Annotated in this window: 16 protein-coding genes; 8 read left to right on the forward strand and 8 right to left on the reverse strand. The window is 64.3% G+C overall.

Annotation, left to right across the window (positions count from 1 at the left end):
• Position 1 precedes the first annotated feature (1 nt).
• Entirely contained in the window at positions 2-388 is a 387-nt protein-coding gene (locus tag ACFYOW_RS01595; RefSeq protein ID WP_387283473.1) for a PPOX class F420-dependent oxidoreductase, read from the forward strand.
• A 337-nt stretch (positions 389-725) separates the two neighbouring features.
• Complete coding sequence (dinB, locus tag ACFYOW_RS01600) at positions 726-1,979, forward strand: DNA polymerase IV (protein ID WP_387283476.1); 1,254 nt, start codon at positions 726-728, stop codon at positions 1,977-1,979.
• Positions 1,980-2,083: 104 nt separating this feature from the next.
• Here the strand turns inward: dinB and ACFYOW_RS01605 are convergent, their stop codons facing one another.
• The 5 genes from ACFYOW_RS01605 to ACFYOW_RS01625 are packed head-to-tail and all read right to left on the reverse strand — an operon-like array spanning position 2,084 to position 6,956.
• Complete coding sequence (locus ACFYOW_RS01605; protein WP_387283479.1) at positions 2,084-2,962, reverse strand: phosphoribulokinase; 879 nt, start codon at positions 2,960-2,962, stop codon at positions 2,084-2,086.
• 19 nt (positions 2,963-2,981) lie between these two features.
• A complete protein-coding gene (locus tag ACFYOW_RS01610; RefSeq protein ID WP_387283482.1) occupies positions 2,982-4,046 on the reverse strand; it encodes a class 1 fructose-bisphosphatase in 1,065 nt (354 codons plus the stop codon).
• Positions 4,047-4,061: 15 nt separating this feature from the next.
• A complete protein-coding gene (locus tag ACFYOW_RS01615) occupies positions 4,062-5,045 on the reverse strand; it encodes an AAA family ATPase (protein WP_387283484.1) in 984 nt (327 codons plus the stop codon).
• A gap of 28 nt (positions 5,046-5,073) precedes the next feature.
• Complete coding sequence (locus ACFYOW_RS01620) at positions 5,074-5,496, reverse strand: ribulose bisphosphate carboxylase small subunit (RefSeq protein ID WP_387283486.1); 423 nt, start codon at positions 5,494-5,496, stop codon at positions 5,074-5,076.
• Between the two features lie 17 nt (positions 5,497-5,513).
• On the reverse strand, positions 5,514-6,956 hold the full coding sequence (locus tag ACFYOW_RS01625) for a form I ribulose bisphosphate carboxylase large subunit (RefSeq protein ID WP_387285960.1): 1,443 nt from the start codon (positions 6,954-6,956) through the stop codon (positions 5,514-5,516).
• 236 nt (positions 6,957-7,192) lie between these two features.
• Here ACFYOW_RS01625 and ACFYOW_RS01630 point away from each other — a divergent pair, with 236 nt between their 5' ends.
• The 4 genes from ACFYOW_RS01630 (at position 7,193) to ACFYOW_RS01645 (ending at position 10,042) form a co-directional block, all read left to right on the forward strand.
• The gene (locus ACFYOW_RS01630) at positions 7,193-8,059 is read left to right on the forward strand and encodes a LysR family transcriptional regulator (RefSeq protein ID WP_387285962.1); all 867 of its coding nucleotides are present in this window, start codon (positions 7,193-7,195) and stop codon (positions 8,057-8,059) included.
• 269 nt (positions 8,060-8,328) lie between these two features.
• Positions 8,329-9,186 carry a class I SAM-dependent methyltransferase gene (locus tag ACFYOW_RS01635; protein WP_387283489.1) on the forward strand — a complete coding sequence of 286 codons (858 nt, stop codon included), beginning with the start codon at positions 8,329-8,331 and terminating at the stop codon, positions 9,184-9,186.
• Between the two features lie 203 nt (positions 9,187-9,389).
• Positions 9,390-9,794: a tautomerase family protein gene (locus tag ACFYOW_RS01640; RefSeq protein ID WP_387285964.1), complete on the forward strand. Its 405-nt coding sequence runs from the start codon at positions 9,390-9,392 to the stop codon at positions 9,792-9,794.
• A gap of 50 nt (positions 9,795-9,844) precedes the next feature.
• Positions 9,845-10,042 carry a hypothetical protein gene (locus ACFYOW_RS01645; protein ID WP_387283492.1) on the forward strand — a complete coding sequence of 66 codons (198 nt, stop codon included), beginning with the start codon at positions 9,845-9,847 and terminating at the stop codon, positions 10,040-10,042.
• A gap of 40 nt (positions 10,043-10,082) precedes the next feature.
• On the opposite strand, the gene ACFYOW_RS01650 is transcribed toward ACFYOW_RS01645, so the two are convergent.
• From ACFYOW_RS01650 to ACFYOW_RS01660, 3 genes are read right to left on the reverse strand one after another with little or no spacing between them, the layout of a single operon-like run.
• The gene (locus ACFYOW_RS01650; protein WP_387283495.1) at positions 10,083-11,507 is read right to left on the reverse strand and encodes a hypothetical protein; all 1,425 of its coding nucleotides are present in this window, start codon (positions 11,505-11,507) and stop codon (positions 10,083-10,085) included.
• Positions 11,504-11,947, reverse strand: a complete 444-nt coding sequence (locus ACFYOW_RS01655) for a hypothetical protein (protein WP_387283497.1) — start codon at positions 11,945-11,947, stop codon at positions 11,504-11,506. The genes ACFYOW_RS01650 and ACFYOW_RS01655 overlap by 4 nt, the downstream gene beginning before the upstream one ends.
• A 3-nt stretch (positions 11,948-11,950) precedes the next feature.
• Positions 11,951-13,492, reverse strand: a complete 1,542-nt coding sequence (locus ACFYOW_RS01660) for a hypothetical protein (RefSeq protein ID WP_387283500.1) — start codon at positions 13,490-13,492, stop codon at positions 11,951-11,953.
• A 229-nt stretch (positions 13,493-13,721) separates the two neighbouring features.
• Here ACFYOW_RS01660 and ACFYOW_RS01665 point away from each other — a divergent pair, with 229 nt between their 5' ends.
• Both ACFYOW_RS01665 and ACFYOW_RS01670 read left to right on the forward strand, forming a co-directional pair.
• On the forward strand, positions 13,722-14,057 hold the full coding sequence (locus ACFYOW_RS01665; protein ID WP_387285966.1) for a hypothetical protein: 336 nt from the start codon (positions 13,722-13,724) through the stop codon (positions 14,055-14,057).
• A gap of 418 nt (positions 14,058-14,475) precedes the next feature.
• Complete coding sequence (locus ACFYOW_RS01670; protein WP_371856371.1) at positions 14,476-14,844, forward strand: NADH-quinone oxidoreductase subunit A; 369 nt, start codon at positions 14,476-14,478, stop codon at positions 14,842-14,844.
• Positions 14,845-14,920: the final 76 nt, after the last annotated feature.

Consider the following 14,920-nt stretch of genomic DNA (forward strand, 5'->3'; position numbering starts at 1 on the left):
TATGACATGGAGCGAGATCAGCGCAGGCAAATACGCGATGCTGACTACCTACAAGATGGATGGAAGCCCGGTCGGGTCACCGGTATGGCTGGCTCCGCAGGACGACCGAATCGTGGTGGCCGCCAACGGTGATAGCTGGAAGATCAAGCGCATCCTGCGCAACCCGAACGTGACGCTGCAACTCTGCAATGCCAGGGGCACAACAACAAGAGGCGACGTGGTCGACGGCCACGCCGAGATCATCGACACTGCCGGGACCCGGCATGCGCGTGCATTGATCCGCAAGAAATACGGCATTGTCGGCGCACTCGTCGCCTGGTCGGGCAAACTCCGGGGTCCGGACAATACCGTCGGCATCTCCATCACGCCTGCCGCACCGCGGGTCTAGCACGATCACCGGGCTCGAGTACATACGGGAGCCGCATATCCCATTCGCGGCCGGGCCGCTGGGAATCTCGTCCAACGCCGTGGTCCCGGCCTCCAGGACCGCTTGCTTCCACTTGCCCACCGATGCCGTACTCACGTCTCGCCGCCCCGCGGCCTCCGCGGCGCTCATCTCGCCGGACAGCACCGACACAACCACTCGCACCTTGTCCTCGACGGGAATCTTCAACCGCCGTGATCTCGCCACAGAGCGGCTCCTCCCTGACTCGATGTGCTCGGAGCCTGAACCGAGCAACCCTGCCGGAAAGTTTGACGCGCTAGAGGGCGATCTATGCGAACATATGTTCGTGTCCGAGTCTGCACATCTGCCGATTGCGCCGCGTTCCCGGCGGTCGCGGATCCAGGCGCGGGCCGAGGCGTCGATCTTGCATGCGGATCTCGACTCGTTCTACGCGTCGGTGGAGCAGCGTGATAATCCGTGGTTGCGGGGGCGGCCGGTAATTGTGGGCGGCGGGGTGGTGCTGGCGGCCAGCTATGAGGCGAAGGCATTGGGGGTGCGCACGCCGATGAATGGTGGTGCGGCGCTGCGGCTTTGCCCGGATGCGATAGTGGTGCCGCCGCGCATGTCGGCCTATGCCGAGGCGAGCAAGGCCGTCTTCGAGATCTTCCACGACACGACGCCGGTGGTCGAAGGTATTTCGATCGATGAGGCATTTCTCGATGTAGCTGGGCTGCGGCGGATCGCGGGCGAACCCGTCGAGATCGGGCGGCGATTGCGGGATGTCGTGCGCCAGCAGGTCGGGCTGCCGATTTCGGTCGGTATCGCGCGCACGAAATTCCTGGCCAAGGTGGCCAGCGCGGTCGCCAAACCCGACGGTTTGCGTCTGGTGCCGCCGGAATTCGAACTCGATTTCCTGCATCCGCTGCCGGTCGAACGACTATGGGGCGTCGGCGAAGTCACCTCCCGCACCCTGCACGAACACGGCATCACCCGCATCGGTCAACTCGCCGAACTCGGCGAATCACCGTTGCGCGCCATCCTCGGTCCGGCCGCGGCGCGGCACCTGTACGCACTGTCCTGGGCCCGCGACCCGCGTCGCGTCGAAACCGGCGTCCGCCGCCGCTCCATCGGCGCGCAACGCGCACTCGGTCGTCGGCATCGACCGCCCGACGAGATCGAGGGTTACCTGCACGGCCTCACCGACCGCCTCGGCCGCCGGTTGCGCGCGGCGGAGCGGGTGACCCGAACCGTGGTGCTGCGCATGCGTTTCGACGATTTCACCCGGGCCACCCGTTCACACACCCTGCCCGAGGCCACCGATCACACCGAAACCATCCTGTACGCCGCACGCACCCTGCTCGCTACCGCGATGCCCATGATCCAGGAACGAGGCCTCACCCTCATCGGGTTGGCGCTGACCAATCTCGACAACGCCGATGCCGTCCAACTCACCCTGCCGTTCGAATCTCGCGCCACCAACACCCTCGATGCCACCCTCGACGACCTGCGTCGCCGCTTCGGCTCATCCGCGGTCACCCGAGCCGCTCTCATCGGCCGCGGCGAAGGCCTGTCGGTCCCGCTACTGCCGGACTGATCCGCGCGAACGCGGCGTGCATCCTCCATGCAGTCCGGTTCGGCGGGGGACCATCGAACTTTCGGAAACCGCGGATGAGCAGGCCATGGCAATTGCCGTGCCGATCAGCGAGAACGCTTGGGGCGCTTATCCATCAGTCGCAGGATCAAGGGGGTGAAGATGAGTTGCATGGCCAGATCCATCTTGCCGCCGGGGACGACGATGCAGTTGGGGCGAGACATGAAGGAGTCGTGCAGCATCGATAGCAAGTAGGGGAAGTCGATGACCTTGGGATCCGCGAAGCGGATGACGACGAAACTCTCATCGGCGGTGGGGATGGTGCGGGCGATGAAGGGATTGGAGGTATCCACGGTGGGGACGCGCTGGAAGTTGACGTACGTGTGGGAGAACTGCGGGCAGATGTATTTCACGTAGTCGGGCATGCGGCGCAGGATCGTATCGATCACGGCCTCACTGGAATAGCCGCGTTCGGTCTTGTCCCGGATCACCTTCTGGATCCATTCGAGGTTGACGATCGGCACCACACCGACCAGCAGATCCGAGTATTGCGCGACATTCACCGAATCAGTGACGGCGGCACCGTGTAGTCCCTCGTAGAACAGCAGATCGCTGCCCGGCGTCAGATCCTCCCACGGCGTGAAGGTGCCCGAGGGTTGTCCATAGGGTTTGGCTTCCAACTCGTCGTGCAGATATTTGCGTACCGAACCGACGCCGGTCTCCCCGTAGTCGCGGAACAGCGTCTCGAGCTCTTTCAGCAGATTCGCCTCCTCACCGAAATGCGAGAAGGTGCGATTGTTGTTCTGCTCCGCCTCGGCCATGGCGAGCTTCATCTCGTTGCGGTCGTAGCGGTGGAACGAATCTCCCTCCACGATCGCCGCACTGATCCCTTCGCGACGGAATATCTCCTGAAAGGTGCGCGTGACGCTGGTCGTGCCCGCCCCGGACGAGCCGGTGATGGCGACGACGGGATGTTTGACCGACATGACATCTCCTCAGGGGATTTCAGCGCCCAGCCGGACGAAACAGCGACCGCGACCCGAACAGTGAACTGTCGAAGCTGGGCCCTTCCTCGGGCTCGCTGTGATAGCGCTCGATCCGCGCGACCTCATTGCGCGAACCGAAGATCAGTGGCACCTGCTGATGCACCTGTTCGGGCGCCACCTGCAGCACCCGATCACCACCGGTGGTCGCCCAGCCCCCGGCCTGTTCGACGATGTAGGCGATCGGATTCGCGCCGTACAGCAATGACACCCGCCCCGGTCGCCGAGTGTCGTGCGGATAGAGGTAGACCCCGCCGCGAGTCAGGATGTGAAAGGTATCCGCGACCAAGGACGCGACCCAGCGCATATTGAAATCCCGCCCGCGCGGCCCGTCCACACCGTCGAGACATTCGTGGACATACCGGCGCACCGGCCGTTCCCAGAACCGCTCATTGGCGGCATTGATCGCGAATCCCGAAGTATCCTCCGGGATTCGCATCCGCGGGTGGGTCAATACGAAAGCACCGATCTCCCGATCCAGGGTGAATCCGTCGACGCCACTGCCGGTGGTGAGCACCAGCATGGTCGCCGGCCCGTACAGCGTGAATCCCGCGCACACCTGCTGGACCCCCGGCTGCAAGAAGTCCGCCGTAGTCGGGGCACTGTTGTCCGGTGCCCGCAGCACACTGAAAATCGTTCCGACGGGCAGATTTACATCGATATTCGAGGAGCCGTCCAACGGATCGAAGGCGAGCAGATATTTGCCGCGCCGGTGCACGTCGGGCACCGGATGGATATCGGTCATCTGCTCCGACAGCAGCGCCGACAGATGCCCCGTCCATTGGGTCTCGGCCACCATGATGTCATTGGCGATGGCGTCGAGTTTGCGGTGCACCGTCGGCGGCAGGTTATCGGGTTCGGAGGCGCCCAGCGAGCCGACGATGGCACCCCTGGTCACCTGGTTGGCGATGATTTTCGTCGCGGTCGCAACGACATTCACCAGAGCGGAGAATTCACCGGACGATCCGGGATGCCGGTGCTCCTCCTCGATCGTGTAACGGGTGAGGGTCTTCAGTCCTTCTGGCATGTGTTCTCGATCTCGTCACGCGGGCGCCCTCGCGGTCGGCCCATCCGGCTGCTGTCCTGTCCCGAAAACACTGCTGCCGTATACATCTCGGTCGGTCAGTGTGATCAGGTCGGTCTTGGTGAGCGGTCGCCGCAGCTCGACCAGCCGTTTGGCCTGCCGTAACCGGCAGCGGTCCAGGGCATTGCGCACGCTGCGTGCATTGGAGAATCGGGGGCGGCTCATTCGCAGCGTCAGATATTCACCGAAGGCGGCGTATCCGGTGTCGTCGAACCGGAAGTTGTCCCGTGCCACCATGAGTTCGGCGATGCGAACCAACTCGTCGTGGGTGTAGTCGCTGAATTCCAGATGATGGGCCACCCGCGAAGACAATCCCGGATTCGCCGAGAAGAACTTGTCCATCCGGTCCGGATAACCCGCGAAGATCACCACCAGGCTGGTGCGCTCGCTCTCCATCTCCTGCAGCAGGATTTCGATGACTTCCTGTCCGTAATCGCGTTCGTTCTCCGGGCGGAACAGGTAGTAGGCCTCGTCGATGAACAGCACTCCCCCGGCCGCCTTGGCCAGGGCCTCCTTGGTTTTGGGTGCGGTGTGTCCGATGAACTGGCCGACCAGATCATCACGAGTTACCGTGTGCACCTTGGGTTTACGGATATAGCCGAGCGCGTGCAGCATCTCGGCCATCCGCAACGCGACGGTGGTTTTGCCGGTGCCGGGGCCGCCGGTGAAACTCATATGCATGGTCGGCCGAGACGCTTGCAGGCCGAAGCGCTGCCTGGCCCGATCGATCAGCAGCAGCGCCGCGATCTCGCGCACCCGCCGCTTCACATTCGCCAAACCGACGAGTTCGGCATCGAGCCTGGTCAATACGTCCGCGACGTCATTGCCCGCGATATCGGTGGACAGATCCAGCACCGCATCCTCAGCCAGCAGCTCCGCCGGCGGTGCCTCCGCCGCCACCGCCCGCACCGGCCTGCCGTCGTCCACACCGGGCCGGTGCAATCGGAAACCGTTTGCCGCGCTCGACCTTTCAGCCGCCATACCGGGTACCGGGCCTTTCGTCGGTGGCATACGAGTGCAGACCGTAGGTCTGGCGCCGGTCCGGTCCCTCGGTGCGGGTCAACACGAATCCGGGCTCGTCGACGGGACGCTGCACCAGAAAGCTCAATGCGGTGGTCTGCCTGCCGTAGCGGGCGTCGTAGGCGAGAACCCGAATGTAGTGTCGCGGGAAGGTATTGCGGCATGCGTCGACCTCGGCGAGCACACCGTCGGGTTCGTCGAGATCGAACAGCGGCAGCCCCCACATCTCCCAGTAGGCGTTGCGGGGGTGCGGATCATCGGTGTATTCGATGGACACCGGCCAGTTGTTGAGCAGGGCGTAACGCACCTGAGCCGCGATTTCGGCGTCGGTGAGTTCGGGCAGATACGAGAAGGTTCCGTGGCGCAGATACATGTGCGGAGTCCTGTCGTTCAGTGGCTGGCCGTCGGCACGGCATCCGGCGCGTCGGTGGAGGTGTAGTCGAAGGTGACATCGCCCCAGGTCGAGAGCGCGACATCGAGCGGACGGCAGATCTCGGCGGCCTTGCGCAGCACATCCGGACCTTCCTTCAGCAAATCGCGACCCTCGTTGCGGGCCTTCACCACTGCCTCCAACGCCACCCGATTCGCCTCCGCTCCAGCGGCGATGCCGAGCGGATGGCCGATGGTGCCGCCGCCGAATTGCAAGATCACGTCATCGCCGAAAAGGTCGAGCAGCTGGTGCATCTGACCGGCGTGGATGCCGCCGGAGGCGACCGGCATGACACCGCCGAGGCTGGCCCAATACTGGTCGAAGAAGATGCCGTTGCCCGGGTTGGTGGGAATGTGGTTCTCCCGCAACGTGTCGTAGAAGCCCCGGGTGGTCGCGGGATCGCCCTCGAGCTTGCCGACCACGGTGCCCGCGTGCAGGTGATCGACGCCGATCAGCCGGCACCATTTGGCCAGTACCCGGAAGCTCACGCCATGCGTCTTCTGCCGCGTATAGGTGGAGTGCCCGGCCCGATGCAGATGCAGCAGCACGCCGTTACGCCGCGCCCAGTGCGACATCGACTGCATGGCGGTGAATCCCACCGTCAGGTCCATCATGATCACGACGCTGCCCAGTTGCTTGGCGAACTCGGCGCGCTCGTACATATCCTCCATGGTCGCCGCGGTGACGTTGAGGTAGTGGCCTTTGATCTCACCGGTTTCGGCCGTGGCGCGGTTGACGCCCTCCATGGCGAACAGATACCGGTCGCGCCAACGCATGAACGGCTGGGAGTTGATGTTCTCGTCGTCCTTGGTGAAATCCAGGCCACCCTTGCACGCCTCGTAGATCACCCGACCGTAATTTCGCGCGGACAGGCCGAGTTTCGGCTTCACCGTCGCACCGAGCAGCGGCCTGCCGTATTTGTTCAGGTACTCGCGCTCCATCACGGTGCCATGCGGCGGGCCCTGGAAGGTTTTGACGTAGGCCACCGGAATCCGCATATCCTCCAGGCGCAGTGCCAGCAGCGGCTTGAAGCCGAAGACATTGCCGATGATCGAGGAGGTGAGATTGGTGATCGACCCCTCTTCGAAGAGGTCGAGATCGTAGGCGATGTAGGCGAAGTACTCGCCGGGGCGGCCGGGAACCTCATCGATGCGGTAGCACTTGGCCTGATAGCGGTCGTGTGCGGTGAGACGGTCGGTCCAAACGACAGTCCATGTGGCAGTGGATGATTCGCCCGCGACGGCGGCCGCGGCTTCGATCGGATCCACGCCCTTCTGCGGGGTCACCCGGAAGACGGCGAGGACATCGGTATCTTTGGGTACATAGTCCGGGGCGTAGTAACCCATCGAGGCGTAGGAGTGGACACCCTGATCCCAGCGATTGGGTTCGGTTTCGTCGGTCATCATTGCTCCGCTCGGTTTTGCGGGTGATCCGCGCTCGGGAACTGTCGCGCGAGGCACCCGCGCCCGGATATCGGGCAGGACACCTCGGCTCGGGTGTTGTGCGGGATGCTGCGCCTGAGACGTGGGGTGAACGCCTACTGAGTTCAAGGATGACGGCGTTGTCGATGACAAACAATTTGATTGTTCCTCGGAATACTCAACGGATTCATTGAGTTTGATACCGTCGAATTGTGGGTATGGTGAGTGCGGCAAGGATGGAAACATTCCTGGCCGTGGCTCGCCACGGCAGCATTCGCCGCGCCGCCACCCAGCTGCACATCACCGAGGCCGCCGTCTCCGCGGCGGTCGCGCACATCGAAAAGCAGCTCGGGGCAAAGCTCGTCGCGAAGGCCGGGCGCGGTATCGCGCTCACCGAGGCCGGGCGCATCTACTCCGAATACTGCCGCACCATCCTCGGCCTGATGAAGGAGGCCAATGCCGCGGTGCGCCGGGCCGAAACCGGCAAGCTGCGGATCGGTGTGGTCGCCACCGCGGGTGAGTATGTGCTGCTGGGGCCGCTGGCGTCATTCCGGAACCGTTATCCCGATATCGAACTGAGCCTGTCGGTGCATCCGCGCGATGTGCTGTTCCTCGAATTGCACCACCACGAAACGGATCTCGTCATCGCGGGCCGCCCACCACGCGACACCGGGCTGGTGATCCGAGCCCGTCGCCCCAGTCAGCTCGTGGTCGTCGGGGGGCCCGATTGTCCCGATCCGCTGCGCAGCACCTGGCTGCTACGCGGTCGCGGCTCCGGAACTCGCGACGCCACCCTCAGCCTCATCGACCGCCTCGAAATCTCCCCGCCCACCCTCACCCTGGGCAGCCACGGTGCGGTACTGGCCGCCGCCCGCGAAGGTCTGGGCGTGACCCTCATCCACACCGACGCCCTGGCCCAGGACCTGGAATCAGGCCTGCTGCAGGTACTTCCGGTCGACGGCACCCCCATGGACCGTCCGTGGCACGCCGTCACCACCCGCACCCCCACCCCCACAACCCGCCTTTTCCTCGCCCACATCCTCGATCCAGCCGAAGTAGGCGCCCACGCCTTCCACCCCGGCTAGAACCCCGGGCGGTGGAGCCCGGGGGGCACGACACCCGGACTCCACCCGACTGGCGATCGAAATGATCGCGCAGGTGATCGGCGATGAATTCGCCATTGGGTTGATTGTGGACCGAATAGCCGCTCAGCAGCACGTTTCGCTGTTACGAACCCGTGAAATATCGCGTTCCACGTGACCCGATTCCCGCCTGGATTCTATCGGATAGCATCGCCACGCCAGCGGTGCACCCTGCCCTGACAAGGGGGCAACGCTGTGCCAGACTGGCGCGCATGGCTGGTGGGGAAGCGTTGATTTCGAATGTGTCCGATACCGCGCGCTGGGTCGCGACCTACCGCGCAATCGAGACCGCGCGCGAAGATGCGCTGTTCCACGATCCGCTCGCCGAACGTCTGGCCGGAGAGCGCGGATATGCCATGGTTGCGGCCGCATCGCGGTTAATGCGCAACGGCTGGCCGGTCGTCACCCGAACCAGAATCATCGATGACCTCATCGCGACCGCCATCGCCGAGGGCTGCGACCGTGTGCTCAACCTCGCCGCCGGACTCGACACCCGCCCCTACCGCCTGGGCTTGCCCGCCGATTTCGTCTGGGTGGAGGCCGATCTGCCCGCACTCACCGCGGAGAAGGAGGCCGCTCTCGCGGATGAGAAGCCGCACTGCACGCTGATCCGCCGTGGTGTCGACTTGGCCGATCCGGCCGCGCCGGCGAAGTTCCTGGACTGGGCACTCGGCCCGCTCGGTCACGAAAATTCCCCCGCCACAAAGGCTTTGGTGCTCACCGAGGGGCTGCTGATGTACCTGGAGGAGGAGACGGTTCGGACCATCGCCGCCGCCCTGTCCCAGCCGCAGATCCGCTGGTGGGTCATGGACGTCACCGTGTCGATGAATCGCATGCGCTCGAGTTCGATGTTCGAGAACGCGCCACTCAAATTCGAACCCGGCAACGGCATCGCCTACTTCGAAGATCTCGGCTGGCACCCCCTCGAAGTCGAACACCTCCTCGTGCACGCCCGCAAACTCCACCGCGCACCCTGGTACCTGCGCCCGTTCACCTATCTCCCCCAGCCCAACCCGCGCAAACCAGGCCGCAACCCTTGGTCCGGCATCGTCCGTTTCGAACGCGACTAGTGCAGTTACGGCGCCTCATTCTGGACCACACCGGGCTCGCATCTCGGTAACGGCGCAGCACGCCGCGAGCTATGCGTCGGGGCATAGACGCAGCCGCAACGGCATTTCCGCGAGCTCTGCGGACTCCCTAGTGTCTAGGTAGGACCTGGATCAGCCATTTTCGACGACACCGGCCGCGACTACCACCCGATAGGAGCTCTGCAATACCCCTCGTGCGTATCGACATGATCCGTGGACGCCGGCCCGAGGACGTCCGGACCATCGCGGACGCCGTCCAGCAATCCCTCATCGATGTCCTGAAGATTCCCGAGCGCGACCGGTTCCAGATCGTCACCCAGCACGACGCGGACGAGATCATCGCCCTCGATGCCGGGCTCGGCTTCCAACGTACTCAGGTCACCGTGATCATCCGCATTTTCACCCAGCGTGGGCGCAGCACCGAGGAGAAGCAACGCCTGTACAAGACGTTGGCGGGCCAACTCGGCCAAATCGGTGTGGACGGCAAGGATCTGTTCATCAGCTACTTCGAGAACGGACCCGACGACTGGTCGTTCGGCGACGGCCGCGCCCAGTACGTCGAGGGTGACCTGCCGGTTCCGGGACACTGACGGTCCGCGCCGAAGTCGTCGTGGAGCTTTCCGACCTGCGGAGCGGAAAGGTGACCGCACGGGGACCGCATACCGTGCATCTGTTCGACGAGATGCGCGTAGCCGCCTGCTCGACTCGGTCGCCGCTGGCCGGGCACGAAAGACTGGAGTGGACCGAACTGGCCGACTGGCCGCTGGTCGTCGACATCGTCAGGTGGTCGCGCTGGATTACAACCATCGCCGCCGCCGACAACTACTGGCGGAGCTGAACCGCAGCTGCACTGAGAAGCGCATGGGTTCCGCGCGGTTTCAGAACTGGCTGTGTTGGGAATCGAAGGTCAGGATGCGGCCCCCGAGCAGGATCTGGGCACCGGCGGCCAAGGTGGTCAGCCGGTTCGGCATGGCACGGAGCCATTCCTGGTGGCCGGGCATCCGGATGTAGGTGCCGTTGGCCGAGCCCTGGTCGACCACCGCGACATCCCATTCGACCAGCCGAACCTCCATGTGCGCCCGCGACATCGCGCCCGAGCTGTCCGGCAACCGGATCGGCCGCGCACCGCGCCGTACCGCCTCGGCAAGTTCGGGTTCCCGCCCGAGGACGATGTCGTTGTCGAGTACGAACGACGTCCCGTCATCGAGCATGAGCAACCCAAGCGGTGGCCGCACTCCTTCGGTCAACACGCAGGTCAGCTGATCCATCCGAATCCCGCACACCGCGCAGAACGACACCCGCGGATCGTTCAAATGCTGCCGCGAACACATGAACCCCCGAACAACGGCCCTACCGCTGCCGGCCGCCCCATTTTCCAACTGCTTCGGCGGCGCTGCCGCCACACCGTTCTCAGACTGCGCACCCTTCTGCAGGCCGACGCGTCGCCGTTCCCCGACGCTGGACACCGCATTCCTCGGCGGCAGGTTTCCCATGCCCATCGCGGACGCGCGCTCCCATGGTGCCGCCTTCCCCGCCGATCCGCCCCCGATCGGCGGGCGCACCGCACCGCCTTCGGGCTGTGGCTCGACCTCGTCTTCCGAAAGAACCGTCACCGGGTCGATGACTTCGACCGGCTGCCTCGGAAACTCGCGCCGTTCGACATCCTCGACCTCCGGCGCTGCTGCCACACCTTCCGCCGATGCCACGACCTGAAGCACCCCACCTCGCACCGACTCGACGCCAGGAGACCTCCGCACTGCCGGTGCGCTATCCGACACAGGCACCCCCGACCACAACACCGCTCCGGCGCCGGGCACCGTTCCCGCACCGAGTCCCGCGATACCGCGACCAGGTAGTGCCGACTCGGTCATCCCGTCCTCGTCCACGAACAGCCCGATCCCGATCTCGGGTGCTGGGATCACCACGCGATCGACCGTGAATCCGGCATCCTTGCCGCGCAATACTTCTGTGCGATCCGAGCTCTCCAGCACCGCCGTCACACCGCCGTGCAGAAATAACGCCACCCCCGTCGCGCCAGGGGTGATCACGCCGAATTCCACTTGGTCCTCGTCGTCCAGGCTCATCAACCAGGTGGTGGCAAGTCGTGCAAACATGCGTCCGCTGCGCGGCATCTCCGAGGCACCCGCTTCTCGCACCAGCTCGAGCAACGCCGTCATCGTCTGCGCCGCAGGCGATTCGGCATCGGCCGCAATATCCGAACGGTGCGCGACGACCAGCACGACGCCGCCACTGTTCGCGATCAGATGCGTACCACCCGGCAGCACCTCGAGCTGCCGACTCACAGGAATCGCCCACCCTGGAACCGCCAGCGATGGAATACCACGCGCATCGGCCCGTTCACGACGAGCCAGAACACGATCCACGTCATGATGAACTGGATGAGGAATGCTGTCAGTGACGGATGCAACGCGCGCGGCAGCACAATGGTCGTATGGTCTACGAGGACCCACATCAGCGCCGCCTCGTTGATCACGGTCCAGAAGCCGAACAGCGTGGGCCAGTCCTTCTCCCACCGGAATTGCTGCAGAAAATGGTAGAGCAATTCCCACAGTACGCCGACGAGCACGGTCGCCAGCAGCACCGACAACGTCACCCGATAGGCATTGCCGAGTGACAGCGATCCGGTCGGCAAGACCGGCGTAATGATCACCGCCACCAGCAAACCGATAACGCCGAGCACGAGTATGCGGGTCTGAATCCGCCCGTTCAAGGTAAGCAGCATCGATCAGATCTTCTTGTTCGTCGCCCACAACCACCATTGCCGAGTCGACCGCAGCGGCCCCATCCGCCGGCAGAAACCCAGCGCCGCAAGATCGTCCGCGATCTCCTGCGCCGCGATCTGCAATCCCAGGAAGGTGTCCACTCCCGGAAACGGTCCACCCAGCGTCGCGCTCCCTGATGCATAGATGCGTCCGCTGCCACTTCGCGTGCCGATCAACTCGAAGGTGGTCGCCACATCCATGCGCCCCACCGGATTACGACCGGCACCGGCGTGATCCAGCAGATCCGCCAGCAACCGATGTTCGCGCACATCGGCCTCCAACCCGGTGCAGTCGATTACGTAATCGGCCGAGATGTCGAAGGGCTGGGTAGGCGGCGGAAACGGCAGCGCCGCCGTGGGATCCGGCACGATCGTCGTGATCACCCCGCCCTGCCCCCGCACGGGCCGCAGATCGCGCGCACTGCCCGCCATCACCTGGTACCACCCCTCCTTACGCCCACGCCGCAGCTGCTCCTGCCAATTCGAGCGCACCGGGGTGTTGGTTCCGCCCATCTCCTGGTAGGCCTGCGCGCGCTGTTCCCCTTGCAGCGTGCGCATTTTCGCTTTGAGTTGCCCGCCCCATACCGACTTCGGATAGTTGAATCCCTGATATGACCATCCGTCGCCGCCCTTGCGTCGACTGAAAATATTCGGTCCGTGCGCGGCGGCCACATAGTGCCGAAACAGATGCAGGATCTGGGTATTCAGCCGCAGTTTGTCCCGGTCATCGATGAGCCGTTGCAGCACCCGACTGGCCACGATCCCGCTGCCGCGGATCATCACCATCCCCGGCCTGCGCTGTAGTGCCTGATAGACGTGCTCATGCGGTTCATACGCATTGACCACGCGCGTCGGATCCCGGTACTTCTCCCGATATTCCTGCAGATCCGGCAACAACTTCAGCCCCGGATAACCCACGCCCACATGGACGTACGTACTGCGAAAGGCGATCCGCTTGGTCGGGGCCGCACCGGCGGGCGGAGTCAGGACGCTGAAATACCCGCCGCCATAGCGTTTGCGCACCATGCGCACATGCCCTTTGTGCAACGAACCCGCATATCCGATCCGATGGAACTCCCGTTCCATCGCGACGAACGCCTGCCCCGCCCTGGGCGTGTAGTAATTGCTGAAGATCGGTTCGGTGAACACATTCCACAGCGGTCGGATCGTTTTCTCCGCCAGCGCCTCGCGCACCGCATAGGACGGAAAGCCCCAGATATTGTCCGGCATCGAAGCCGAGTCGCTGCGCAATCGCTCCCCGCGCGGAATCTGCGACACCCGCGTCAGATACTCATAGGACGACCACGGCACCTCCTGCGGCCCGAGCACCGCCATCGCTGCCGCCGCAACGCCGTAGATCCGCAAGGTGTCGTAGGTGACGAAGGATCCGATCCCGCTGCCGATGGTCACGAACGGAACATCCACCACCGGAATGCCCGCCCGGCCCACCATCTCGTCGGTCCACACGTCGGTTTCGACGAGTTCGCGCGTGATATCTCCCCGCATTTTCGGGATGCTACCGGCCGAAACTTAGCAACCGCTTTCGATTACCTTGCCCCCGCACGCATTCCACGCCGCCGACCGGCGACAACGCGACGCGCGCGGAGCAATCTGCGCCAACCTGCCACGCCGCACCCCCGCCCCGACGTACCATCCCTGCGTGGCCGACGCGATTCGTTCCACCCCACTGCGGGTCCTGGTCTACAGCAACGACGCCGATACCCGGCGCCAAGTCATGCTGGCACTGGGCAGGCACCCGCACCCCGAGCTGCCCGCTTTCGAATACCTCGAGGTGGCGACCGCGCCCGTGGTCATCCAGCAGATGGATGCGGGCGGTATCGATCTGGCCATCCTGGACGGGGAATCCGCCCCGGCGGGTGGGCTCGGTATTGCCAAACAGCTCAAGGACGAGATCGACCAGTGCCCACCGGTTCTGGTGCTCACCGGTCGCCCCGACGATGCCTGGCTCGCGAACTGGTCGCGCGCCGAGGCCGCCGTGGCCCATCCGATCGATCCGATCCGGCTCACCGAGGCCGTCGTCGCGGTTTTACACAACCGACCGGCAGCCTGACCTCATCTTCCCCATTCGTCACATCGTGCCCGCACCCCCAGGGACGCGGGCACTTCGATGTCACGTGACAGCGCTATCACTTAGCGATCCGACGGGGCGGATTACCCCCGATTCAGTCATAAATAGCAGTCCCGTTTTCGATCAAAGACCCCAATCGAATAAACGGTCGAACCGTCGCGTCAGTTGTAGGCTGTGCCGTAGCTCACATGAGCGCGGGCCTCGATATGACAGACCCGCGCGGTGCGAGCAGGCCATGAGGCGAGTCTGACCGAGGCGGACAACGACGTCAGCCCGCCTCGGAAGCTGCCGTCATGATTCCGACGCCGACCATCACATCCCCGGGCCGCTGTCGGGGGACATGACGCCCAACCGCCAGCTACAGCTCGCAAGGAGGGGAAGTGCAGTCGTGAATATCGAGATGCCCACTCTGGTCCTCGGCGCGGTCGCCGCCGCGTTCGCGGTGTTCTCCGTCATTCTCTCGGCCCTGGTCGGCCCCAAGCGCTACAACCGGGCCAAACAGGAGGCCTACGAGTGCGGCATCGAACCGACACCGCACGCCGTCGCGGGTGGGCCGGGAAACGTTACCGGACAACGATTTCCGGTGAAGTACTACCTCACCGCGATGCTGTTCATCATCTTCGATATCGAGATCGTGTTCCTCTACCCGTGGGCTGTCCACTTCGATGCGCTCGGTCTCTTCGGTCTCGCCGCGATGGCGTTGTTCATCTTCAACGTCTCGGTGGCCTACGCCTACGAATGGCGCCGCGGCGGTCTCAGCTGGGACTGATCGCCCATACGCACTGGCCCACAAGGCATTTCGCCGCGTCGGGCCGTACGCACAGTGGAAGTGAGAGTTAGTCGAA

This window comes from Nocardia sp. NPDC006982 (assembly GCF_042869435.1).
Classification (GTDB): Bacteria; Actinomycetota; Actinomycetes; order Mycobacteriales; family Mycobacteriaceae; genus Nocardia.